Genomic DNA, 21,125 nt, shown 5'->3' on the forward strand with positions numbered 1-21,125 from the left:
AAGCTCAGCAGGGAGCTTGCTGAAAGATATGATGCAGTATGCGTGGAAGATCTGAACCTGAAGGGAATGTCCGGAGGCCTGCATCTTGGGAAAGGCGTGCAGGATAACGGGTACGGGCAGTTTCTGTCCATGCTTGGATACAAGCTGGAAGAGCGCGGAAAACATCTTATAAAAGTAGACCGTTATTTTGCATCCAGCAAGATCTGCAGTGTATGCGGACATAAGAAAAAGGAACTAGCATTGTCGGATAGAATGTATGTCTGTGAATGTGGAAACAGGATGGACCGGGATGTGAATGCAGCAGTCAACATCCGGGAAGAAGGAAAAAGGATCTATAAAGAATGTGCCTGACGGCACAAGAAAAAAATCCGTAACCGGATAAACATAAAAAACAAAACCGCAGGACACGCGGGGATAGCCTGTTTTAGCTTTGCCCTAAAGGGCAATTGAGCAGGAAGCCCCCACTTCAAAATCGTAAGATTTAAGTGGTGGGAGCATGTCACCTCCTTTCTTTTTGGCACAAAAAAAGTGCGCACCCTGTCATATAAGCTGGACTTACGCTGACACGCTACACACTTTTTCATGACGATATTCATTTTTGTAAAATGAAAACGAGTAGCCGGTAAACTGGATTTACGCTTACTTGCCACTCGTTCCCTGTAATTATATTGCCTCTTTTTCAAAAAGTCAAACAAAATTTTATTCCATGCATCTGCCCTGTAAACCCTAGTTACTGTTCACTCCGTTCTCAGCAACACGCTTCGCGATGCACAGAATTTATGCTCCACTGTTTCCGTCAGCCCTTCCGACTTCATAAAGAAGAGTTCGTTTCCTACTCAGGTTTCTCGATTCTGAGCATGCGATATCCAATTCCTATGTGCGTCTGGATATATTGTACACCGTTTTTTTCAGGCTCCAGTTTTTTCCGCAGTGTTGCCATAAAAACCCTGAGAGAAGCAACATCGTTTTCCGAGCAGCGTCCCCAGATCTGCTGAGTAATATATGTATGTGTCAATACTTTTCCAACATTACGAGATAAAAGGCAGAGCAGCTTATACTCAATGGGCGTCAGATGCAGTTCTCTGTCCTTCAGGAATGTGCAGCCTGCCGTGTAATCTATCTTTAATCCACCATTTTCAAAAACAGATGTTTCCGGCTGTTTTCCTGACTGCGTTATGGCAAGCCGTCTTTGGCTGACACGGATACGCGCAAGTAATTCTTCTACTGAAAATGGTTTTGTGATATAATCATCTGCACCCGCATCCAGTGCCTCTATTTTGTCCATATCTTCACTTCTGGCACTGATCACGATGATAGGCATATTCGACCAGGTACGGATTTTCTTTATTACCTCTACTCCCTCCATATCAGGAAGGCCCAGATCCAGAAGAACGATATCCGGATTGTGTGATGAAGCCTCCAAAATGGCCGAAGCCCCATTTTCTGCAGCCAGATATTTATAGTCATGTGTTTTTAATGTGGTAACGATCAGGTTCCGTATGGGTCTGTCATCCTCAACCACCAGAATTAATGTCTTATTCATTTAATGTCACCTCGCTTAATGGTAAAGTAAAAGTAAAATTACATCCATGCGGAGCATGATCCGAAAGAACCAGTGTTCCATCGTGAGCTTCTATGATCGAGCGACAAAGTGCCAGGCCAAGTCCCAGACTCCGTTGGCTGTCTGCAACGGTTGTTTTCCCTGTATAAAACATTTCAAAAATATGTGGCTTCATTTCATCCGGAATTCCGGGGCCGTTATCTTCCACGCTTACCTGTGCTTTACCGGCTTTTTTGAACCCCCGAATGCTGATGACAGAGCCTGACGGCGTATATTTTATCGCATTATCGATCAAATTTACCAGAACCTGTATAATAAGATGCACGTCCATACGTGTAAGAACAAGTTCTTCACAGTCCGCCACGATCTTATACGCATCATGCTTCCGGCCGATATGTCGGAGTGACTCTGCTATTACCTCATCCAAAAGCTGATCCGTAAATTTAAACTTCAATCTTCCATCATTGAGCCTGGTAATGGAAAGCAGATTTTCCACAACTCCGATCAGCCACTCTGAATCCTCATGAATGTCCGTGTAGATCTGATACCTTGTAGCTTCATCCAGACGGTCACTGTTACTGAGAAGCATATCTGCATTTCCGGAAATAGAACAAAGCGGAGTACGCAGGTCATGGGAGATCGCCCGAAGAAGATCGCCACGCAGCTGCTCATTTTTTGCTAAAACCGCATTTTTTTCTTTTTCTATGGCATTTTGTACATTCTCCATTGCAAGTGCACATTCATTTATTACAGACAGCAGGATGCTGTATTCATAAGAGTCCAGTGTTTCTTTCTGCAGAGGGATCCCGATTACGCCATAAACATTATTCCCGCTTCGAATTGCCAGATATAAGCATTTTGCCTGTGAGAAATACTGTGTGGATGCGCCGGCACGCTGTCTGTTTTCATAAGTCCATCTGGCCGCCTGTTGTTCTTCCTGTGTCAGAAAATCCTCTGTGCTCTCTTTTTCCCCGGAAAAAAGCTTTCCTTCTGATAAAGTTCCATTTTCCACAACATATGCCGTGATGCTGCGGTTTAACAGGCGTATCAGCTGTGTACAGGTAACTCCGAGGATTTCTGTCTCACTTTTTGCCTTTTGCAGCAGACGATCCGTATCAAACAGAACCTGTGTGCGAAAGGCAATCTGTGAAGACAGCTTTGCATGCATTTTCAGCTTTGCCGCAAGGGTTCCTGTAAGTACGGACGAAATAAGCATTATGAAAAATGTCACCGGATATCCCACCGCATATGTCTCAAAAGACATCCTTGGCTCCATCAGGAAAAAGCAAAATAAGAATACACTTAAAAAGGAGCCAGCTACACTGCAAAGATAACCATCTGTCACGATCGAAGTGATCAATACGCCCAAAATGTATATCGTTACAATATTTGTATCTGTAAGATCCAGTTTCTGAAACAGCAGGCCGATCAAAGTGCATACTGCAAATATAAAAACCGTCAGCAAGTAATCTTTTGCAGACGGTTTTTCCACATACCATGCAAATGGCCGTTTCGGATAGGTTCTTTTTTTTACTGTATCCTCCATTTTCAAGCTCATTCTGTCATTCTCCTTCTACTGCTGTTTTCTGGAATTATATCACGCAGCTGTTCTGTGGTCAAAATTTTTTCTTCATGGCAATGAGCTATATGCGGAAGCACTTCTGAAGAGCTCTGTATTCTCCTAATACCAGTAATTTATCATTTTCTGCAAAATATGTTTCCGGTGAAATTGCAATACTGAATTCCTCTTCATTTTTTACTGCCAGAATATTAATATTGTAGCGTTTTCTGATGTCAAGTCCACCCACTGTTTTTCCAACCCATTCTTCCGGCACTTCCACTTCAAAAATTGCATGGGAAGCATCCACCTCCATATAATCCAGTATATGATCATCTGTATAACGGAAGGAGGCCCATTTTGCCACCTGCTTTTCCGGATAAACTACCTTATCGGCACCATTGCGTAAAAGAAATTTTTCCTGAACATCACGTTCAGCTCTGGATATCACCAATTTTGCACCCAGTTCTTTTAGAAGGGATGTTGTTTCAAGAGAATTTTGAAAGCTCTCTCCAATGGTCACAAAACAAATGTCATAGTTTCCAATTCCAAGGGACTGTAAAAATTCAGCATTGGTGCTGTCACCAATCTGAGCATTTGTCACAAATGACAGTACTTTGTCCACTCTTTCTTCCTTCCAGTCAACTGCCATAACTTCATGTCCCAGCTGATTGAGCTGCATGGCAATATGTCTTCCAAACCTTCCAAGTCCAATAAGCAATACATTTTTCATAATATTATTTTTCTCCTTCTTATCCAACTGTGATTTTTTCCAGAGGGAGCTTTGCATTTCCCTTATTTCTTCCGGAAAATACCGCATAGATCAGGGTCAGACCACCTACACGTCCCAGATACATCAGTATGATCAGCACGACTTGTGAAAAAACATGAAGTTCCGGTGTGATTCCCAGAGTCAGACCTACCGTACCAACAGCTGAAGCAGCTTCGTACAGACAATCTAAAAGCGGAAGGCCTTCGTACACACTGATCGCTATTCCGCCGCCAAAGAACAAGGCAAAATATAACATGGCTATTGTCGCTGCATTTTTTATCACATGATATTCAAGTCTTCGCCCAAAAGCTCCTGCATTTTCCTGACTTCGAAATGTCGCAATTGCATTTAAAATAAGTACTGAAAAAGTTGTTGTTTTCATTCCACCTGCTGTAGATCCCGGTGAACCACCAATTAGCATTAACAATATCATAACTGCTTTTGATGCCTCACTCATCTCTGAAATGTTTATAGTATTAAATCCGGCAGTTCTTGTCGTTACCGATTGAAACGCTGCTGCTAACAGGCGTTTTCCCATGGGTAATTTTGTCAGATCACAGATATAGAAAAAAACTGCCGGAAATAAGATCAGACATGCGGTAGTCATGAGAATGATCTTGCTTTGCATGCGGTAGCGTTTAAAGTTCAGTTTGTTTGTATAAATATCATCCCATGTGAGAAAACCGATTCCTCCTGTAATGATCAACAGCATAATTACCAGATTTATAAGTATATTTCCGGAATACCCAGTCAGCGATGGAAACATACTGGAATCTGTCCCCAGAATATCAAAGCCGGCATTACAAAAAGCAGAGATTGAATGAAAAACTGACATCCAGATTCCCTTTTTTCCATAATCTCCCATAAAAACCGGCAGCAGCAACACCGTCCCTGCAGCTTCGATCAAAAATGTTCCCCTCAAAATAAACCTTGTCAGTCTGACGATTCCTCCAACTTTAGGTGCTGAAATTGCATCCTGCATGGTGCTTCTTTGCATGAGGGATATTTTCTTTCCGGAAAGAAGGGAAACAGACGCAGCCACAGTCACTACTCCAAGCCCACCTGTTTGTATGAGTGCAAGAATGATCGTCTGGCCTGCCAGGGACCAGTAGCTTCCAGTGTCCTTTACCACAAGACCTGTAACACATACCGCCGAAGTGGCTGTAAAAAGTGCCTCATGAAATGGTGTGATCACTTTCTCCGCAGAAGAAAATGGAAGCATCAGCAGAACGGTTCCCAAAAGGATCACTCCTGCAAACCCCATGATAATCAGCTGAAAAGATGTCATATGTTTTTTCTTATATGATTTTTCCGGCATAAATGATCAGAACTCCTTATCAATACTTTTAACAGTGCTATCCTCGTAATGCATTTTATTATATATAACTACTTTCAAAGATAGTATAAAATTCTCTGCTTCCGTATTAAGATTTTATAAAGATATGATATTGAATTGAGAATGATTTTAACCGAATCAAGGAAATTACCTGCTTTGATGATCCTAAGCATTACCTTAATACTACAGTTTTTAATTGTAAACTCATTTTATATTTGCAGTTGACATTCGATATTTCTCTGTGATAAAGTGATACCCGTACAAAAAAACTCAAAAGGAAGGTATTGACATGAACACTGCATCATGCGAAAAAGAAGCTCCATCGCTTTCCAGAGATGAAGCCATTGCAATTTTAGATACTCCGGACGAAGAACTTGAGGCACTGATTGACCGTGCCAGCAGTTTACGTTACAAATATAAGGGAAACCGGGTAAGCATCCACATCCTTACCAATGCCCGCAGCGGTAACTGTTCCCAGGATTGTGCCTACTGTGCCCAGTCATGTCGTTCCACTGCCGATATTGATAAATACAAATGGGTAGATGAAGACAAATTATATCAGGACAATGATTTCGTAAATGATTATCATTTATCCAGACATTGTATCGGACTGAGTGGTATGAAATTTACAGATAAAGAGATCGAGGAGCTGGCCCGCAGGATCCGCAAAATGAAAGAACACGGAACTCATCTCTGCTGCTCCATAGGCTTTCTCACAGAGCACCAGGCAAAAATGCTCAAAGAGGCTGGTCTTGACCGGATCAACCATAACCTGAACAGCAGCCGTTCCTTTTATCATAATATCTGCAGTACACATACCTTTGACCAGCGTGTCCGGAATATCCATATGCTTCAGGGACTTGGTTTCGAGATCTGCAGCGGCGGTATCATTGGCATGGGTGAAAGTAAGGAAGACGTTGTTGACATGCTTCTGGAATTACGTGAGATCCAGCCGGAAGCACTGCCGATCAACTTTCTTCTTCCGATCAAGGGAACTCCTCTCGGAAATGCAGATATTTCCCAGCTGACAACCGAATACTGTATGAAGGTCCTCTGCCTGGCAAGACTTCTTGTGCCTAAAGCAGATATCCGATGTGCTGCCGGAAGAGAAGTTTATTTTAAAGGCGAAGAAAAAAAACTGCTCAGTGTTGTAGACTCTATTTTTGCTTCCGGTTATCTTACAGAAGGTGGTCAGGGAATCGAAGACACTCTGAAAACCATTACGGATGCAGGATTCACCTATGAGATTGAATCTGCGTAAGCATCCTTATGGACATATGACCTATCATACACACTTACAGCATTTCATTACTTACCCGAACCAGTAAATATATTACCTTTTTCAAAGGAGGCTCTTTTAATATGAATCAGACAAATACTGTCTCTGCACCACGTACAAAAACCTACGAGATCACCATGACCGCTCTTATGGCAGCTGTCACCTGTATTCTTGCGCCGCTGTCCATTCCGATCGGTCCGGTTCCGATCTCATTTACCAATCTTGCCATCTATCTGTCCCTTTATCTTCTCGGATGGAAAAAAGGAACCATCAGCTATCTGATCTATCTTCTGCTTGGACTTGTAGGTCTTCCGGTATTTTCCGGATTTACCGGCGGCCCTGCAAAGCTGGCCGGTCCTACAGGCGGATACATCATCGGCTTTATCGTTATGGCTGTTATTGCCGGACTGGTAATTGACAACTGCCATAAGCCTCTGATCCAGCTCGTTGGTATGATCGCAGGAACAATTGTATGCTATCTTTTCGGAACTGTATGGTTCTGCATCGTTGCAGATTCCACTTTCAAAGCAGCTCTTGGAATCTGTGTAATTCCGTTTATCCCGGCAGATCTCATAAAAATGATCATCGCCATGATCATCGGACCAATGATAAAGAAACGAATCCGATAAGCTGAAACTCTGATACTCCAAAAAAAGGCAGCAGGAAATGTTGGAAATTTCCTGCTGCCTCTTTATCACATTTTATTTTTCTTATCTGAGTTTTTTCTTCAGTTCCTGGATCAGTTCAAAATAATCTCTGTGCTTCATCTCCGGGAAAGCCTTAATGATTCTTCCCTGGCCGAATACCGTATGGTTTGTGATAGAGCTTGACAGCTCATCAAACTGTGCCTGAAGCTCCGCTTTCTTCATCCGAAGCATTTCGGCAGATTTTTCTCTCTGAGCCACAGTCGCATCTCTGAGCTCTGCCTTAGCAAGAGCAACCTGAACCTTTCCCTCTCCCACCTTCTGTGCTGTATCAATGGTAGTTGTTGCCAGAGTATCACTGAGCTTATCACTCACGATCCGCAGATCCGCACGTACCTTATCCAGTCGGGTAAGCTTCTTATTCAGTCCGCGGATCACCGCTACTGTTACAATAAGATCTGCCAGATACACCGCATACAGAATTGCCATAACAACCCATTCCAGTGTGGAAGGTGTATGAGAAGCCTGACGCTCCACATACTTCTGAAAAACCTTTACGACCATCACAATGGCAAGTCCCCATATCAGGGAAAACTCAAGACAGATATAGCCATGAAAATTCAGCGGCTTATTAGAATAATCCCACCATCTTGCATGGAAGCATACATCCAGAAGCCATCCGGCAACCAGCTCTACCGCAGTTGCAAGAACGGTTCCAAACAGAAAGATCATTCCCTCACTCATCTGATGTCCGCCGCTCTGAAGCGTATTAAGCAATGCAAACACGGAAAGTACACCAAATCCGTACACCGGGCATACCGGACCGTTGAGAAATCCCCGGTTTATAACCTTTCCTAAAGTTACTGCATGGAAGATAACTTCAACGACCCATCCTCCAAAAGAATAAAACAAAAAATACAGACATATCTGAAAATACGTCATCCCGCAAATCATCCTGTACTCCTCCTTTACAGCTGTCAAGATTCCGGCAGCTATTTCAGGGGTCAGTACCATCATCTCTGCCGGGGTGATTCTGATTATATCATATCACCCCTCTCATTTACATCCCTTTATCCGGTCATTCTTCCGAAACAATTTCTTTTTTCACACGGGTAAAGTACAGAAAGAATCCGATGTTCAGAATGATTCCCACTGTGGTAGATACCGGTGCTGCAAGACCGATCTTGGTCAGGCTGGCATCCGGCTGGATACTCATAAAGTACGCCATTGGAAGTCGTACCAGAAGCGTCTGGATCAGGCCCTGGACCATAACCCATATGGTCTGGTTGTTTCCGTTGAAATAGCCTATCATACTGAACAGAACAGCCGTTACCAGTGTCTCCGGAGCAAACCCCTTCAGATAATCAAAGCCCTTTTGGATAACGCCGGCATCTGTTGAAAAGAATCCTGCCAGCACATCACCCTTCAGCAGGATCAGGATAAATACCAGGCATCCCACAGACAGGCCAACTCCAATTCCCGTAAGCATGGATTTTCTCGCACGTTTCGGCTTTCCTGCTCCTACGTTCTGTGAAACAAAGGAGGCCATGGACTGCATTAGGGAGCTTGGAACCAGCATGGCAAAGTTTACGATCTTACATGCAACTCCGTAACCGGAGGATGCTTCCAGACCCAGGCGATTGACAAATGCGCACAAGGCCAGGAACGAAATCTGGGTCAGGAATTCCTGAAGTGCCAGCGGCAGTCCGATCTTAAGAAAACGTCTGCACTGAGGATTCAGCCGGAAATCTTTTTTTGTAATGGTAAACGGAAGCTTCTTCTTTATCAGCAGAACTACTGCAAATACAACACTTAAGGCCTGAGCAGAAACCGTAGCAATAGCTGCTCCTGCTGCATCCATATGTAAGCCGGCTACCAGTACCAGGTCTCCGATCACATTTACAATACATGCCACCAGCACAAACAGCAAAGGAGATTTACTGTCGCCAAGGCCGCGGAAAATAGCAGACAGTAGGTTATACGCGACAATAAAGAAAATTCCGCTGCCACAGATCCGTACATAAGATGCAGTCAGCGCTACCGCTTCTTCCGGTGCCTGCATCAGCATGGAGATCGGATGTGCAAAGCCTACCATAACAATAAACAGCACGATAGAGATCATGGTAAAGACGATTGCAGCCCCACCGATAACGGAGCCGATCTGCTCCGGTCTTTTTTCTCCAAGATAACGTGCGATCAGAACTGTGATACCCATAGCAAACTGGATCACTACAAAGGTAACCAGATTCAGTACCTGACTTCCGGTGGAAACCGCTGACAATCCGGATGTGGAACCGAATCTTCCAACTACAAGAAGATCGACCGCACCATAGGCAGCCTGCAGGATCAGCGCACCGAGTACCGGCATCATAAATGCAACCAGCTTCTTCAGGATATTTCCCTGGGTAAAATCTGCCTTATCATTTGTCATAATGTTCCCTCCTGTCACACATGATCTGATAAAATTTCCCGATGGTCCGGATCATATTGTCTGCTTCTTCTTCGGAAATCTCTGAAAGATAGGGCGCCAGACTGCTGAAATAATCCTGATCATACTTCCTGGAAAGCATCTCTCCTTTTTCTGTTATGGAAATGTAAGTAACGCGCCCGTCATCCGGAGACGTAAGCTTCTGAAGATATCCCTTTGTCTCCATTTCTTTCACTGTTCTGGTAACACCCGGACGCGGAAGGTTCATGGCATCACTGATATCAGAGAGCCGGATATCCTTTTTTTCTCTCTGCAGAGAATGGATCACATCCAGATACTGTATGTAGGATGGCATCACCCCCTGAGGCAGTGGCGGAAGCATATCCCGGATCCGCTTTGCCTGATAAAACGCATCAAACATCCGCTTGATCTTTTCATTTGTCATAAAAAAACTCCTTATATAATTATCTTAGTTAATTACCATTGATAATTATACGAGGAATTTATGGTTTGTCAAGCATGTTTTATTTTTCTGTTACAGAGTAGCTTTCTATTACAGAGTAACTTTCTATTAATCTATGCTTCTAATGCCTCTTTCAGAGAAGCTTCAAAGATCTCAAGTCCTTTCTCCATCTGCTCATCGGTCATGGTAAGCGGTGCAAGGTTCAGATATCTGGCCTGTGCCATCACACGCTCTCGGCTTAAATGTTCTGCATCCAGAATAGAGGAAGACAGCTGCTCTGCGGCGTTTCTGTCCTTTTCCTCCAGCACGAGTTTCCGGCTGTCGTCGGTGACACTGGGATTTGTCAGAACTACGAATTCTCCTCCATGGATATAGTTATTCAATCCTGTATTCACTTTTGATGCACTGCAGGCAGTCTGCAAAATAGCACCATCGGACAAACTACTCCAGACCATTTTCCCCTGCTTTCAGCTTCAGAACTTCTGTAAGCTCCGGGATCTGCATCATATTTCTACAATTCATAAAACACTACTCCTCCCACTGATACTGCTTCATATCTACACATCCATTTGCCTTAAACTCCACACCCTCGTCTTCCAGAAGCATCTTCTGCTCTCTCCAGCCTGGTGCAGTACGCCCTGCATGGTTCACAACTCTGTGGCAGGGATACTTCCCGTAAAATTCTGCCATACCTAAGACTTTTCCTACAAGACGTGAATTTTTATCCCGCCCGATCAGCCGTGCGATCTGTCCGTAGGAGGCCACTTTTCCCTCAGGTATCTCTTCCACCACGGACAGTATCTCGTAGATTAAATCTTCATCCAGTATTTTTCCCATAATTATTCCTCCGAAATCCTGCTGGCAATTTTCATAGCATGCTTTCATAAATAAAATATCTGTCTTTTCGTGGACGCCTGTACCAGACCGTCCTCTCAGCCTGAGTTTTACAGTGCAGTTCCTTTCTTTGGAATAAACAAACGGCTCATATCTGTATGTTCCAGCTTAAGAAGTGAAATTTTTTTGTCAATTCCTCCGGCATAGCCCGTCAAGCTTCCATTTGTTCCTATGACTCGATGGCAGGGAATGATAATGGAAATTTCATTATGTCCAACCGCACCGCCTACTGCCTGGGCGGACATATGGGAAGTGTTTTTCATCACTGCAATTCTGCGCGCAATTTCTCCATATGTAATCGTCTGTCCATAGGGAATATCCAGTAAAATCTGCCACACTGCCTTTCTGAATGTTGAACCGTTCGGATGAAGTGGTGGAGTAAAGTTCGGTTCTTCACCGGAGAAATATACATCCAGCCATTTTTTTGCTTCTGTGAGAATTTTCGTTTCCTGTGGAACATAATCTTCCGGAAGTGTATTTGCAAAATATTTCTGTCCTTCAAACCACAAACCGGTAAGTCCGATTTCATCTGCAGCAAGTAAAATATCTCCGATTAGCGATTTATATTTGCATGTGTATACCATATTTTTCCCCCCCCACATTCATTTATCTCTACAATATTTTCTATAGCATTCCTCTTAATTAACACAAATGTCACATGCGCGTCCCCTCTGCGATTTCCTCGACATTGTGAGTTTTATCCCAACAAGCAGCAGGAGATTGCTGATATTCTTGACAATTTATAATATTATACCATTTTTGTTTTGAACATGCTATAATGCTGTTGCTGCCGAACCTCCAGCTGAAAGGATGTAAAGTCCTATGACAAGTTCTATAATTACTTTCTTTGTTTCTGTTATGGCAACTGTGGCTAGGCTGGACAGAAACGACAGGCAGTAACAGCCTAAAGGATTAAACCACCTTACATAAACGGAACAAGAACCCCCGGAAGTCTCGACCACTTCCGGGGATTTTCGTATCAAATTCGTATCACGGGATCGTCAAACCCAGTGTTTTTCCTGCTTTTAAAAGTTTTTCAATACTCTCTCCACAACAATATAAAAAGCGGCAGAGCCTCTATTTTTGCAGGCTCTACCGCTTTCTATCTGAATTCCCCTCAAAAAATCTTTATATCAGAACAGTCCTGTGATCTTACCGCTCTCGTCTACGTCGATCTTGGTTGCTGCCGGTACTTTCGGAAGTCCTGGCATGGTCATGATCTCACCTGTCAGTGCAACAATAAATCCTGCACCTGCGGAAATCTTAAGATTTCTTACTGTTACCTCGAAATCTGTCGGAGCACCAAGCTTTGTCTGGTCGTCTGTTAAGCTGTACTGGGTCTTAGCTACACAGATCGGGCAGTTGCCAAATCCAAGTGCCTCCAGCTGTTTCGCCTGCTTCTGGGCATTTGCTGTAAGAACCACTTTCTTTCCACCATAAACCTTCTGTACGATCTGGTTCAGTTTGTCCTCGATGGAGCCTTCCAGCTCATAAGCATATGTGAAGTCATTCGGCTCTTCAACAAGACGGATTACTTCCTCAGCGAGCTTGATTCCGCCTTCGCCACCTTTTGCCCATACCTCTGAAAGTGCTACGTTTACGCCAAGCTCCTTGCATTTTGCTTCCACAAAATCAAGCTCTGCCTTGGTATCGGTCGGGAATGCGTTAATAGCTACCACACATGGGAGCTTATATACATTTTTGATATTGCTTACATGCTTCAGAAGGTTCGGGATACCTTTTTCAAGAGCCTCGAGGTTCTCATTGTTAAGATCCGCTTTTGCAACACCGCCATTATATTTCAGAGCACGTACGGTTGCTACGATAACAACGGCACTTGGTGTAAGACCTGCCATACGGCACTTGATATCCAGGAATTTCTCAGCTCCAAGATCAGCACCGAATCCAGCCTCTGTGATGGCATAATCAGCAAGCTTCATAGCCATCTTTGTAGCTGTTACGGAGTTACATCCGTGAGCGATGTTTGCGAATGGTCCGCCGTGAACGATTGCCGGAACATGCTCCAGTGTCTGAACAAGGTTTGGTTTCAGGGCATCCTTCAGAAGTGCTGTCATAGCACCCTCTGCGTGAAGATCTCCTGCTGTTACCGGTTTCTGCTCAGCAACCTTGCCATAAGTGTATCCGATGATGATTCTGGAAAGTCTCTCTTTCAGATCTTTGATATCACTTGCCAGACAGAGAACTGCCATGATCTCAGATGCTACGGTAATGTCATATCCGTCCTCACGCGGCATACCGTTTGTTCTTCCGCCAAGTCCATCTACTACATTACGAAGCTGACGGTCGTTCATATCCACGCAACGTCTCCAGGTGATCTTTCTTGGGTCGATGTTCAGCTCATTTCCCTGGAAAATATGGTTGTCGATCATTGCTGCAAGAAGGTTGTTTGCCGCACCGATTGCATGGAAATCACCGGTAAAATGAAGGTTGATATCCTCCATCGGAACTACCTGTGCATAGCCGCCGCCTGCCGCACCACCTTTGACACCGAATACCGGTCCCAGGGATGGCTCACGAAGAGCTACCATAACATTTTTTCCAAGTCTCTGCATTCCATCTGCAAGACCTACCGTTGTAGTTGTTTTTCCTTCCCCGGCCGGTGTCGGGTTGATAGCTGTCACAAGAATCAGTTTGCCGTCTTTTTTGTCTGTTTCTTTCAGGAGATTATAGTCGATCTTTGCTTTGTATTTACCATACTGCTCCAGATATTTGTCATCAATACCTGCTTTCTCTGCAATCTTGGTAATTGGCTCCATTGTGCACTCCTGTGCAATCTCGATGTCACTTTTAAATCCCATAATGTTCTCCTTTCTCCGCTGCAACCGTCTGCATCTTTTATCCCATAAAAAAGAGCAGTATCTGAAGTTTTTCAAATACTGCCCAGACGGTCGACTCATCGAATCTCCGGCTCCCTCGTGGTTATCCCACAACTCCGTCAGTCACCGAAGACTTTATTAATTTGATGATTGAATACTAACATATTTATTAGTACTTGTCAAGAAATTATCAAATTATTTTTTCACTTTTAAAGTGAGCTAAGTCTAATTTTCTGAATCATTTCCGTTCTATGTATTAGTTTTCTCTCCAACATTCGTACATATCTTTTTTCATCAAATCCTCTGTTATTTAATCGTATCTTGTACTGGTCATCCGTTAATGCGACTGTCCAGACGCCATAAACATATTACCACACTTATGAAATCAAATCTGCAAATCCTGTAGATACCAGGAATAATATCAGCATTACAACCGGCACTACATAACGGATCATAAAGCGATATAACCCTGCCCGTTTGAAGTGTTCCCCATTTCGTTCCACTTCTCCTATGATCCAGTCAGGGCCGATCACCCAGCCGATCAGAATACTTGTCAAAAGTGAGATAAACGGCATCAGAAAACTGTTGCTGATATAATCCATCACATCCAGCAGCTGTCCAACGGAACCATTTGGCAGTTTAAGTTCAAAATACAGTTTGTTATAACCAAGGCAGATCAGCACTGCTGTAACAAGAGAATAGATTCCGACAGCACCACACATTTTCTTACGGGGTTTGTGATAGAGTTCCATGCAGTTTGCAACCAGTGTCTCCATGACAGACACGCAGGAAGTCAGTGCCGCAAATCCCATCATCAGGAAAAATGCAATTGCCACCGGACGGCCAAATACTCCCATGGCATCAAAAACCTTTGGCAGTGAGATAAATATCAGGCTTGGGCCGGAAGCCATTCCATCCTTTCCGAGAAATACAAAAACAGCCGGTATGATCATCATTCCTGCAAGAAACGCAACGCCGGTATCAAAGATCTCAATCTGATTTGTTGCTTTATTTAAATTAACTTCATTTTTCACATAAGAACCATATGTGATCATGATTCCCATAGATACACTTAAGGAAAAGAATAACTGGCTCATCGCATCCAGAAGGATCTCCAGGAAGCGTTTTACCGTCAATCCATGAAAATCCGGTTTGAGGTAAACAGCCAGCCCCTGCATACCGGTGCGGACAGTTCCATCCGTATCAGTATGGGACAGTGTCAGTGAAAAAATCGCAATGATCACAATCAGAAGAATCAGCCCCGGCATAATGATCCTGGAAAACTTTTCGATTCCCTTTTCCACACCACGAAATACGATCCAGGCAGTCAGTGCCAGAAAGATCAGCATAAATACAACGGGTGCAATATCTGATGTAATAAATGATGTAAAGTATACATCTGAAGCCGCATCTTTCCCATCAGAAATAATATAAGTAAAAAAATATTTTACAATCCATCCACCGATAACAGAATAATAGGTCATGATCAATGCCGGAACCATAAACGTTAAATGTCCTAAAAATTTCCACTTTGGATCAAGAGATTCAAAAGCCCTCAATGCATTTTTCTTTGTCTTTCTCCCAAGTGCTACATCCGTTGTCAACAGTACAAATCCAAAAGTCAGTACCAGTACCAGATAAACCAGCAGGAAAAGTCCTCCGCCATCTTTGGCACAGAGATATGGAAATCTCCAGATATTTCCAACTCCTACTGCACTTCCGGCTGCCGCCAGGACAAAGCCTATTGAGCCGGAAAAGCTACTTCCTTTTTCTTTCATTTCAATTTCCCCTCTTCAAGTATATATTTGATATAGGCTGAAACCTTCAGCCTAACAGCCATATCTTACCTTAAATAAAGATAAGTGCAAATGGCAGAAGTTTCTTTTTACGAAATTTTATCTCAAAAAAGTTTCTTACTACTTTACAAAATACCGGTTTTTCCGATATAATCGTATACAATAAAAATTAATAAGAAAAATAGATAGTATGAGGAAACAAAATGAGTAATTTTACCTGTTATGTAGGTGAACAAATAAGAAAATACCGAAAAGCCGGAAAGATGACTCTGCAGGATCTGGCAGATGCCATCCATAAAAGTCGAGCTACCGTATGCAAATATGAAAATGGAGATATCTCCGTTGATATCGAAACTTTGTATGATATCAGCCAGATTCTCCAGGTATCTATGTCCCAGCTTACCACTGGTCTTCCTGAAACAGCCAGTAAACCGTCCAATGCACCGGGAAAAGGACAAAAAAGCCCATTTTTTCAGGCACAGCGGCTATATTTTTACTTTTACGATGGACGCTATCAGCGTACGAAGGATGGCGTCATCGATATTTATGAAAAAAAAGGCGAATCCGGAAAATACGAAGCAACCTTAACGATCTGTTCTGTTTCTGCCAACGGAAGAAGCAGTGAGATTTTTTACACCGGAAAAGTTCTTTACAGTGATATGCTGATCCGTTTTTCCTTTGTAAATCAGTATAACCCACTGGAAGAAGATCTCCTGTACATTTTTAATCCTCTGGAGCTTCGAGATTTTACAACAGGACTTTTGTGTGGGATTTCCAGTGCGGATCTGATGCCCTGCGCATTCAAATGTGTGATCACTTTAAAACCACAAGAGCTTACCGAAGCGTTCCGCCACCAGCTGCTTTTTACAAAAAAAGATCTGAAGCGCTGGGAACAGCTGAATATGTTACTGATAGATAATATGGAAAAGTAGTTTTCTGCAAAAAACGGTACACCTTATATTTTATAAGCTGTACCGTTTTCGTATTTTTCTGTATCAGGGTTTGCCTGCAAACCCACACCGGATCGCCTGTGTCGGACATATCTTTTTACATCTTCCACATCGGATACATTCTGTACTGTTTGGATTTTCCGTCGGATCGACCTCCATCTGGCAGATATTCCTGCATTTTCCGCAGTGAACACATTTTTCTTTATCTACTCTGTAACGAAAAACGGAAACTTTATTAAATACCGAATAAAAAGCTCCCAGCGGACAGATATACTTACAGAATGGCCGGTATATCATAATTGATAAGATAATGGTGATCACCAGGATTGTATTTTTCCACATGTACAGCCAGCCTACTGCACTTCGCATGGATTTGTTCAGCAGCACCAGAGGGATACCTCCTTCCAGTGTTCCTGCCGGGCAGATCAGCTTGCAGAAATATGGTGCTCCCTGGCCCATGATATCTACTACAAACATGGGAAGTATGATCACAAATACAAGAAAGATCACATATTTCAGTTTTCGCAGAAGCTTATCTCCCCGAAATGTCCGGATCTTCTTTGGAAAAGGAATCTTGTTCAACAGATCCTGGATCAGTCCAAAGGGGCAGAGAAATCCGCACACCAGTCTTCCAAGCAACGCTCCTACAAAGATCAGAAATCCAGCTACATAATATGCCATCTTGAAGTTCCAGCTTCCGATCACAGCCTGAAGGGAACCAATGGGACAGGCCCCTCTTGCCCCGGGGCAGGAATAACAGTTCAGCCCCGGAACACAGACATTTTTCAGTTTTCCGGTATAGATCTTTCCAGTCACAAAGCCTGATATGTGACTGTTTGTAAGGGCCGCCCACAATGCCTGGATCCCATGCCGCGGCCATTCATTTATTTTCATCTTCTTATTATCCAATGCCAATACACTCCATACAGATGTTGATCGCTTTTGTAAAAACTACAGACACTTCGCCCCTGCAGATTCCCAGTATCATCAGTAAAATTCCCAAAACCGCCAGAGCAGGTCCGATCCACCTGGATTCTGTTATTTTCCGAATCATTTTTCCACTCTCCATAATGATCATCTTTTACTTTGAAACGTTTTTAAGCTCTTTTTCCACGATTTCCTTCCATTCGTCCAGTGTATGGCTTCCTGTATAGGTATCGCCTACAATGTTTCCATCTTTGTCAACAAAAAATGTTTCAGGAAATGCGGAAATCCCCTGCAGACGGCCGTTCATCATAGTAGTATCCGGTATCAGGAACGGATATTTTGCTTTTGTTTTTTCCTGAAGAATGCCTGCTTTTTTTACAGCCTCTTCGTCCTGATTTCCCTTTTCATCTGTAGTATCAAGCACCACGCCTGCTACTCCGACGCCTTTATCTTTCATTTCTTTATAGAGCTCCTGAAGTTCCGGGATTTCTTTTACGCATGGTGAGCACCAGGTTGTAAAAACATTTACCAGCGTCAGGTCATAGTCACTGAATACTTTTTCTGTATATGTTTTTCCATCTATTCCTGTTGTTTCAAATTTTCCTACAGATTTTACATCCTCCGGGTTGACGCTGGTATCCTGTGGCTGGTCAAACACAGAAATATTCTGATACGGTGTCATTTCCGTAATGTCGGTTTTGATCTTTTCCAGCTCCTTTGTCAGCTTTTCATCTGCATCTTTGTTGGTGCTCAGATAATATTTGTATTTCCCGTCACTGCTGCTTCCAAGCTCTTTATGCTCTGTACAGCCAGTGATCTCATCCAGCTTTTTCTGTGAAGCTTCGTCATAAACGCCAATTGTGCCAATTCTGTCCAGACCTGCCACCCAGTCGTCATATCCGGTTCCCATCTTCTGTATTTCGGCATTTTTCTGTTCCTCTGTCATTTTGCTCCAGCTTACATAGGCATATGTCACTGCGTTGGTCTGATTCTCAAAATCTTCCGTGGTAAGCATTGCAATGCTCTGGTCCTTGATCTGCTTTAACAGCTCCTTCGAAAGCGAAAGCTTCAGTCCCAGAAACGGATATTCATAAGAATCCTGTGCCTTGCAGGTTACGTCGGAAGGCTTAAATGTACCTGCTACCAGATCTGATGAAACTGCCTCTCCATCCACCGCCATTGCCTCTCCGATCTCTGCTGTTTCCGTGCTTTCTGCCGCTGTTACCGGTACGCTTCCAAATGCAGATATTCCTAATACCGCTGCTGCCATAAGTGCTGTTATTTTCTGTGTTCTTAATTTCATTGTTTATATTCTCCCTTCTGATATCACCGGCCCATATCCGGAACCGGCGTATATTTTATATGTTAATTTTGTTCTCTGTAGCCTTACTATATCATCCCCTGTATAAAATCTCTGTTAAGAAATAAAAAAATTTACAGGAATTTTATGCTATACATGATATGATAGATAACAAAGCAAAATCAACTGTTTTTTAGGAGAATTTATTATGCATATATTGATAATCGAAGATGAAAAGCAGCTCTGCCAGTCTATTGCGGAGGGACTTCGCATGGATGGCTATGAAGCGGACACATGTTTTGACGGGGATGAAGGACTGGAATTATGTCTGGTGGAAAATTATGATCTCATCCTTCTTGATCTGAACCTTCCAGGCGTTGATGGTCTGGAAATCCTGCGCCAGTTTCGGGAATCCGATACTTCCACTCCCGTTTTGATCCTCTCTGCCAGAGGACAGATCCAGGACAAGGTTGAAGGGCTTGATCTCGGTGCCAATGACTATCTCACAAAGCCTTTTCATTTTGAAGAGCTGGAGGCACGGATCCGAAGTCTGACACGAAGGAAATTTATCCAGCAGGATGTATGTCTGCAATGCGGACGTATCAGCTTTGATACCCGTACAAGAAAGGCCAGTATCGATGGACTTCCTCTTTCTCTGACCCGAAAGGAAAGTTCTCTTCTGGAATATTTCCTTCTTCATCAGAACCGTATCATAAGCCCAGAAGAAATGATCGAGCATATCTGGGACGGAAGCGTCAACAGTCTCAGCAATTCCATTCGTGTCCACATTTCTTCTCTTCGAAAAAAGCTGCGCACGGCTCTCGGCTTTGATCCAATACAGAATAAGATCGGCCAGGGTTACATTTTAACGGAGGATATACAATGAAAAAAATAACCGGAAAGCTTTCTCTTCAATGGCGTCTGACACTGATCACCGCACTGCTTATGACAGTCACCTGCATTCTGATGTATTTTTTTATCAGCCAGTCTGCAGTTGCCGGAATGGAGGATCTGGGAGATTACATGATACGGATCGATAACACAGATTCTACTCCCATCACCTTTAATATGAATCCCTCCGTCTTATTTCCGGAGCTTTCCGATCAGCTGCAGCTGACCAAAAAACTTTTTCTCACCAAAGGACTCATGGTAACAGGGATCATCATCCTTCTCAGCAGCATCTGCACTTATTTTATCAGCCGTCAGGCATTACTTCCGCTTCGCAGACTCAGCCAGGAGGTAAACCAAATAGAGGTCCAGAACCTTTCAGAGGCTCTTGAAGTTCCTGCTACCAATGACGAAATTTCCCGCCTGACAATTTCATTTAACAAAATGCTCGCACGCCTGGATGAGGCCTTTACTGCACAGAAGCAGTTTTCTGCCAATGCAGCCCATGAGCTTAGGACTCCTCTTGCCGTTATCCAGACAAATCTGGAGGTCTTTGCCCGCAGGGAAACACCTGCTTTAAAGGATTATCAGGAGATTTTTTCCATGCTCCAGGAACAGACCGGGCGACTTTCCCATCTGGCTGAAATCCTCCTGGATATGACCGGTGTACAGACTGTTGAACGTTCCGAAAGGATCTCTCTGGCAGCACTGACGGATGAGGTTTTCTGCGACCTGGCTTCCGTAGCGGAACAGAAAGAAGTTGAACTGATCCAGCAGGAAGGGGACTGCATCATTACCGGAAGCTATCTGCTGCTGTATCGCGCTGTGTACAATCTTGTGGAAAATGCGATCAAATACAATCACTCCGGTGGAAAAGTAACCGTAAATATCCATCCTTCTGAAGAAATAACAGATACATCCACGTCTGTCAATTACGTCTTTCTTGAAGTCTCCGACACCGGAATCGGCATTCCTCCTGAATATCAGGAAAAAATCTTCACCCCGTTCTTCCGTGTGGACAAATCAAGAAGCCGTGCTATGGGAGGTGCCGGCCTGGGGCTTGCACTTGTCAGTGAAATTGTCAGACAGCATAACGGACAGGTAAAAGTACTGGAAAGCAGCAAAAAGGGCAGCATGATCGCAATTATGCTGCCAGTCTGAACATGTTTGTATTACATTCACTTTATATGCTCATGAACGCAATCGCTTTGCGATCTGCGTTCAAATCCGAGTATATTTTCTCAACAATACTGTCTGTATCCATTTCGCAGGTAATAGACTGTTCCCTGAGAACTGAAGAAAAATCTTTTTCTCTCCACCATCTGCGCATATCTTTTTCACCAAATTCTCTGTTTCTTGTATTATGTCGTCTCACGGTTTCTTCAAACGACAGATCAAATTGACACTCCCCACAGCTAAAGCAGGGGGATTCTTGCTTCTCCCACTACTGCATTGGCAAACACCTTACGGTACGGCAATGTCTTACACAGTG

General features: G+C 43.4%; 21 protein-coding genes and 1 riboswitch. Of the genes, 6 read left to right on the plus strand and 15 right to left on the minus strand.

The window, feature by feature from the left end; translation table 11 throughout:
* Positions 1-351, plus strand: a 351-nt coding sequence (locus EAI83_RS15610; RefSeq protein WP_129976072.1) for an RNA-guided endonuclease InsQ/TnpB family protein, incomplete at its 5' end; no start/stop codon positions are given.
* Between the two features lie 481 nt (positions 352-832).
* Here EAI83_RS15610 and EAI83_RS15615 read toward each other — a convergent pair.
* The 4 genes from EAI83_RS15615 to EAI83_RS15630 form a co-directional block, all read right to left on the minus strand.
* Complete coding sequence (locus tag EAI83_RS15615; RefSeq protein ID WP_118368714.1) at positions 833-1,543, minus strand: response regulator; 711 nt, start codon at positions 1,541-1,543, stop codon at positions 833-835.
* Entirely contained in the window at positions 1,536-3,119 is a 1,584-nt protein-coding gene (locus EAI83_RS15620; protein ID WP_118368713.1) for an ATP-binding protein, read from the minus strand. Before EAI83_RS15620 ends, EAI83_RS15615 begins: the two co-directional genes overlap by 8 nt.
* A gap of 85 nt (positions 3,120-3,204) precedes the next feature.
* A complete protein-coding gene (locus tag EAI83_RS15625; protein WP_015527248.1) occupies positions 3,205-3,852 on the minus strand; it encodes a potassium channel family protein in 648 nt (215 codons plus the stop codon).
* Positions 3,853-3,871: 19 nt separating this feature from the next.
* The gene (locus tag EAI83_RS15630; RefSeq protein ID WP_118368712.1) at positions 3,872-5,209 is read right to left on the minus strand and encodes a TrkH family potassium uptake protein; all 1,338 of its coding nucleotides are present in this window, start codon (positions 5,207-5,209) and stop codon (positions 3,872-3,874) included.
* A 307-nt stretch (positions 5,210-5,516) separates the two neighbouring features.
* Between EAI83_RS15630 and bioB the strand changes: the two genes are divergently transcribed.
* Entirely contained in the window at positions 5,517-6,488 is a 972-nt protein-coding gene (gene bioB, locus EAI83_RS15635; protein WP_110102912.1) for a biotin synthase BioB, read from the plus strand.
* Positions 6,489-6,589: 101 nt separating this feature from the next.
* On the plus strand, positions 6,590-7,135 hold the full coding sequence (locus EAI83_RS15640) for a biotin transporter BioY (RefSeq protein WP_015527251.1): 546 nt from the start codon (positions 6,590-6,592) through the stop codon (positions 7,133-7,135).
* 81 nt (positions 7,136-7,216) lie between these two features.
* Here the strand turns inward: EAI83_RS15640 and EAI83_RS15645 are convergent, their stop codons facing one another.
* The 8 genes from EAI83_RS15645 to EAI83_RS15680 all read right to left on the minus strand — a co-directional run bounded on the left by EAI83_RS15645 (position 7,217) and on the right by EAI83_RS15680 (position 15,550).
* Positions 7,217-8,104, minus strand: coding sequence for a putative ABC transporter permease (locus tag EAI83_RS15645; protein WP_118368711.1), 888 nt, complete (start codon positions 8,102-8,104; stop codon positions 7,217-7,219).
* 124 nt (positions 8,105-8,228) lie between these two features.
* The gene (locus tag EAI83_RS15650) at positions 8,229-9,581 is read right to left on the minus strand and encodes an MATE family efflux transporter (RefSeq protein WP_092068479.1); all 1,353 of its coding nucleotides are present in this window, start codon (positions 9,579-9,581) and stop codon (positions 8,229-8,231) included.
* Positions 9,571-10,023, minus strand: a complete 453-nt coding sequence (locus EAI83_RS15655; protein WP_110102910.1) for a MarR family winged helix-turn-helix transcriptional regulator — start codon at positions 10,021-10,023, stop codon at positions 9,571-9,573. Before EAI83_RS15655 ends, EAI83_RS15650 begins: the two co-directional genes overlap by 11 nt.
* 131 nt (positions 10,024-10,154) lie before the next feature.
* Positions 10,155-10,496 carry a hypothetical protein gene (locus EAI83_RS15660; protein ID WP_129976074.1) on the minus strand — a complete coding sequence of 114 codons (342 nt, stop codon included), beginning with the start codon at positions 10,494-10,496 and terminating at the stop codon, positions 10,155-10,157.
* Between the two features lie 73 nt (positions 10,497-10,569).
* On the minus strand, positions 10,570-10,878 hold the full coding sequence (locus tag EAI83_RS15665) for an MGMT family protein (protein WP_015527257.1): 309 nt from the start codon (positions 10,876-10,878) through the stop codon (positions 10,570-10,572).
* A gap of 107 nt (positions 10,879-10,985) precedes the next feature.
* Positions 10,986-11,519, minus strand: coding sequence for a methylated-DNA--[protein]-cysteine S-methyltransferase (locus EAI83_RS15670; RefSeq protein ID WP_110102908.1), 534 nt, complete (start codon positions 11,517-11,519; stop codon positions 10,986-10,988).
* A 549-nt stretch (positions 11,520-12,068) separates the two neighbouring features.
* Entirely contained in the window at positions 12,069-13,754 is a 1,686-nt protein-coding gene (locus EAI83_RS15675) for a formate--tetrahydrofolate ligase (protein WP_092068491.1), read from the minus strand.
* Between the two features lie 73 nt (positions 13,755-13,827).
* Positions 13,828-13,909, minus strand: a riboswitch (ZMP/ZTP riboswitch).
* Between the two features lie 240 nt (positions 13,910-14,149).
* Positions 14,150-15,550, minus strand: coding sequence for a sodium-dependent transporter (locus EAI83_RS15680; protein WP_021652983.1), 1,401 nt, complete (start codon positions 15,548-15,550; stop codon positions 14,150-14,152).
* Between the two features lie 221 nt (positions 15,551-15,771).
* On the opposite strand from EAI83_RS15680, the gene EAI83_RS15685 reads away from it, so the two are divergent.
* Positions 15,772-16,500 carry a helix-turn-helix domain-containing protein gene (locus EAI83_RS15685; RefSeq protein ID WP_110102907.1) on the plus strand — a complete coding sequence of 243 codons (729 nt, stop codon included), beginning with the start codon at positions 15,772-15,774 and terminating at the stop codon, positions 16,498-16,500.
* Positions 16,501-16,563: 63 nt separating this feature from the next.
* On the opposite strand, the gene EAI83_RS15690 is transcribed toward EAI83_RS15685, so the two are convergent.
* The 3 genes from EAI83_RS15690 to EAI83_RS15700 are packed head-to-tail and all read right to left on the minus strand — an operon-like array spanning position 16,564 to position 18,748.
* Positions 16,564-17,412: a 4Fe-4S binding protein gene (locus tag EAI83_RS15690; RefSeq protein ID WP_110102924.1), complete on the minus strand. Its 849-nt coding sequence runs from the start codon at positions 17,410-17,412 to the stop codon at positions 16,564-16,566.
* A 7-nt stretch (positions 17,413-17,419) separates the two neighbouring features.
* Complete coding sequence (locus tag EAI83_RS15695; protein ID WP_092068499.1) at positions 17,420-17,572, minus strand: CD1871A family CXXC motif-containing protein; 153 nt, start codon at positions 17,570-17,572, stop codon at positions 17,420-17,422.
* Positions 17,573-17,599: 27 nt separating this feature from the next.
* Positions 17,600-18,748, minus strand: coding sequence for a TlpA family protein disulfide reductase (locus EAI83_RS15700; RefSeq protein WP_021652979.1), 1,149 nt, complete (start codon positions 18,746-18,748; stop codon positions 17,600-17,602).
* A 205-nt stretch (positions 18,749-18,953) separates the two neighbouring features.
* Between EAI83_RS15700 and EAI83_RS15705 the strand changes: the two genes are divergently transcribed.
* Positions 18,954-19,631, plus strand: coding sequence for a response regulator transcription factor (locus EAI83_RS15705; protein WP_015527267.1), 678 nt, complete (start codon positions 18,954-18,956; stop codon positions 19,629-19,631).
* On the plus strand, positions 19,628-20,794 hold the full coding sequence (locus EAI83_RS15710) for a sensor histidine kinase (protein ID WP_129976076.1): 1,167 nt from the start codon (positions 19,628-19,630) through the stop codon (positions 20,792-20,794). Before EAI83_RS15705 ends, EAI83_RS15710 begins: the two co-directional genes overlap by 4 nt.
* The last annotated feature ends 331 nt before the right edge of the window (positions 20,795-21,125 follow it).

The organism is Blautia sp. aa_0143 (assembly GCF_004167315.1).
Classification (GTDB): domain Bacteria; phylum Bacillota; class Clostridia; order Lachnospirales; family Lachnospiraceae; genus Blautia_A; species Blautia_A fusiformis.

What these genes read in the sequence shown, in the direction of transcription:
- bioB (WP_110102912.1), top strand. Translation starts at nt 5,517, where the DNA reads ATGAACACTGCATCATGCGAAAAAGAAGCTCCATCGCTTTCCAGAGAT.
- EAI83_RS15700 (WP_021652979.1), bottom strand. Translation starts at nt 18,748, where the DNA reads ATGAAATTAAGAACACAGAAAATAACAGCACTTATGGCAGCAGCGGTA.
- EAI83_RS15620 (WP_118368713.1), bottom strand. Translation starts at nt 3,119, where the DNA reads ATGAGCTTGAAAATGGAGGATACAGTAAAAAAAAGAACCTATCCGAAA.
- EAI83_RS15680 (WP_021652983.1), bottom strand. Translation starts at nt 15,550, where the DNA reads ATGAAAGAAAAAGGAAGTAGCTTTTCCGGCTCAATAGGCTTTGTCCTG.
- EAI83_RS15710 (WP_129976076.1), top strand. Translation starts at nt 19,628, where the DNA reads ATGAAAAAAATAACCGGAAAGCTTTCTCTTCAATGGCGTCTGACACTG.
- EAI83_RS15670 (WP_110102908.1), bottom strand. Translation starts at nt 11,519, where the DNA reads ATGGTATACACATGCAAATATAAATCGCTAATCGGAGATATTTTACTT.
- EAI83_RS15705 (WP_015527267.1), top strand. Translation starts at nt 18,954, where the DNA reads ATGCATATATTGATAATCGAAGATGAAAAGCAGCTCTGCCAGTCTATT.
- EAI83_RS15675 (WP_092068491.1), bottom strand. Translation starts at nt 13,754, where the DNA reads ATGGGATTTAAAAGTGACATCGAGATTGCACAGGAGTGCACAATGGAG.
- EAI83_RS15650 (WP_092068479.1), bottom strand. Translation starts at nt 9,581, where the DNA reads ATGACAAATGATAAGGCAGATTTTACCCAGGGAAATATCCTGAAGAAG.
- EAI83_RS15665 (WP_015527257.1), bottom strand. Translation starts at nt 10,878, where the DNA reads ATGGGAAAAATACTGGATGAAGATTTAATCTACGAGATACTGTCCGTG.
- EAI83_RS15630 (WP_118368712.1), bottom strand. Translation starts at nt 5,209, where the DNA reads ATGCCGGAAAAATCATATAAGAAAAAACATATGACATCTTTTCAGCTG.
- EAI83_RS15655 (WP_110102910.1), bottom strand. Translation starts at nt 10,023, where the DNA reads ATGACAAATGAAAAGATCAAGCGGATGTTTGATGCGTTTTATCAGGCA.
- EAI83_RS15615 (WP_118368714.1), bottom strand. Translation starts at nt 1,543, where the DNA reads ATGAATAAGACATTAATTCTGGTGGTTGAGGATGACAGACCCATACGG.
- EAI83_RS15695 (WP_092068499.1), bottom strand. Translation starts at nt 17,572, where the DNA reads ATGATTCGGAAAATAACAGAATCCAGGTGGATCGGACCTGCTCTGGCG.
- EAI83_RS15660 (WP_129976074.1), bottom strand. Translation starts at nt 10,496, where the DNA reads ATGGTCTGGAGTAGTTTGTCCGATGGTGCTATTTTGCAGACTGCCTGC.
- EAI83_RS15685 (WP_110102907.1), top strand. Translation starts at nt 15,772, where the DNA reads ATGAGTAATTTTACCTGTTATGTAGGTGAACAAATAAGAAAATACCGA.
- EAI83_RS15645 (WP_118368711.1), bottom strand. Translation starts at nt 8,104, where the DNA reads ATGATTTGCGGGATGACGTATTTTCAGATATGTCTGTATTTTTTGTTT.
- EAI83_RS15690 (WP_110102924.1), bottom strand. Translation starts at nt 17,412, where the DNA reads ATGAAAATAAATGAATGGCCGCGGCATGGGATCCAGGCATTGTGGGCG.
- EAI83_RS15625 (WP_015527248.1), bottom strand. Translation starts at nt 3,852, where the DNA reads ATGAAAAATGTATTGCTTATTGGACTTGGAAGGTTTGGAAGACATATT.
- EAI83_RS15640 (WP_015527251.1), top strand. Translation starts at nt 6,590, where the DNA reads ATGAATCAGACAAATACTGTCTCTGCACCACGTACAAAAACCTACGAG.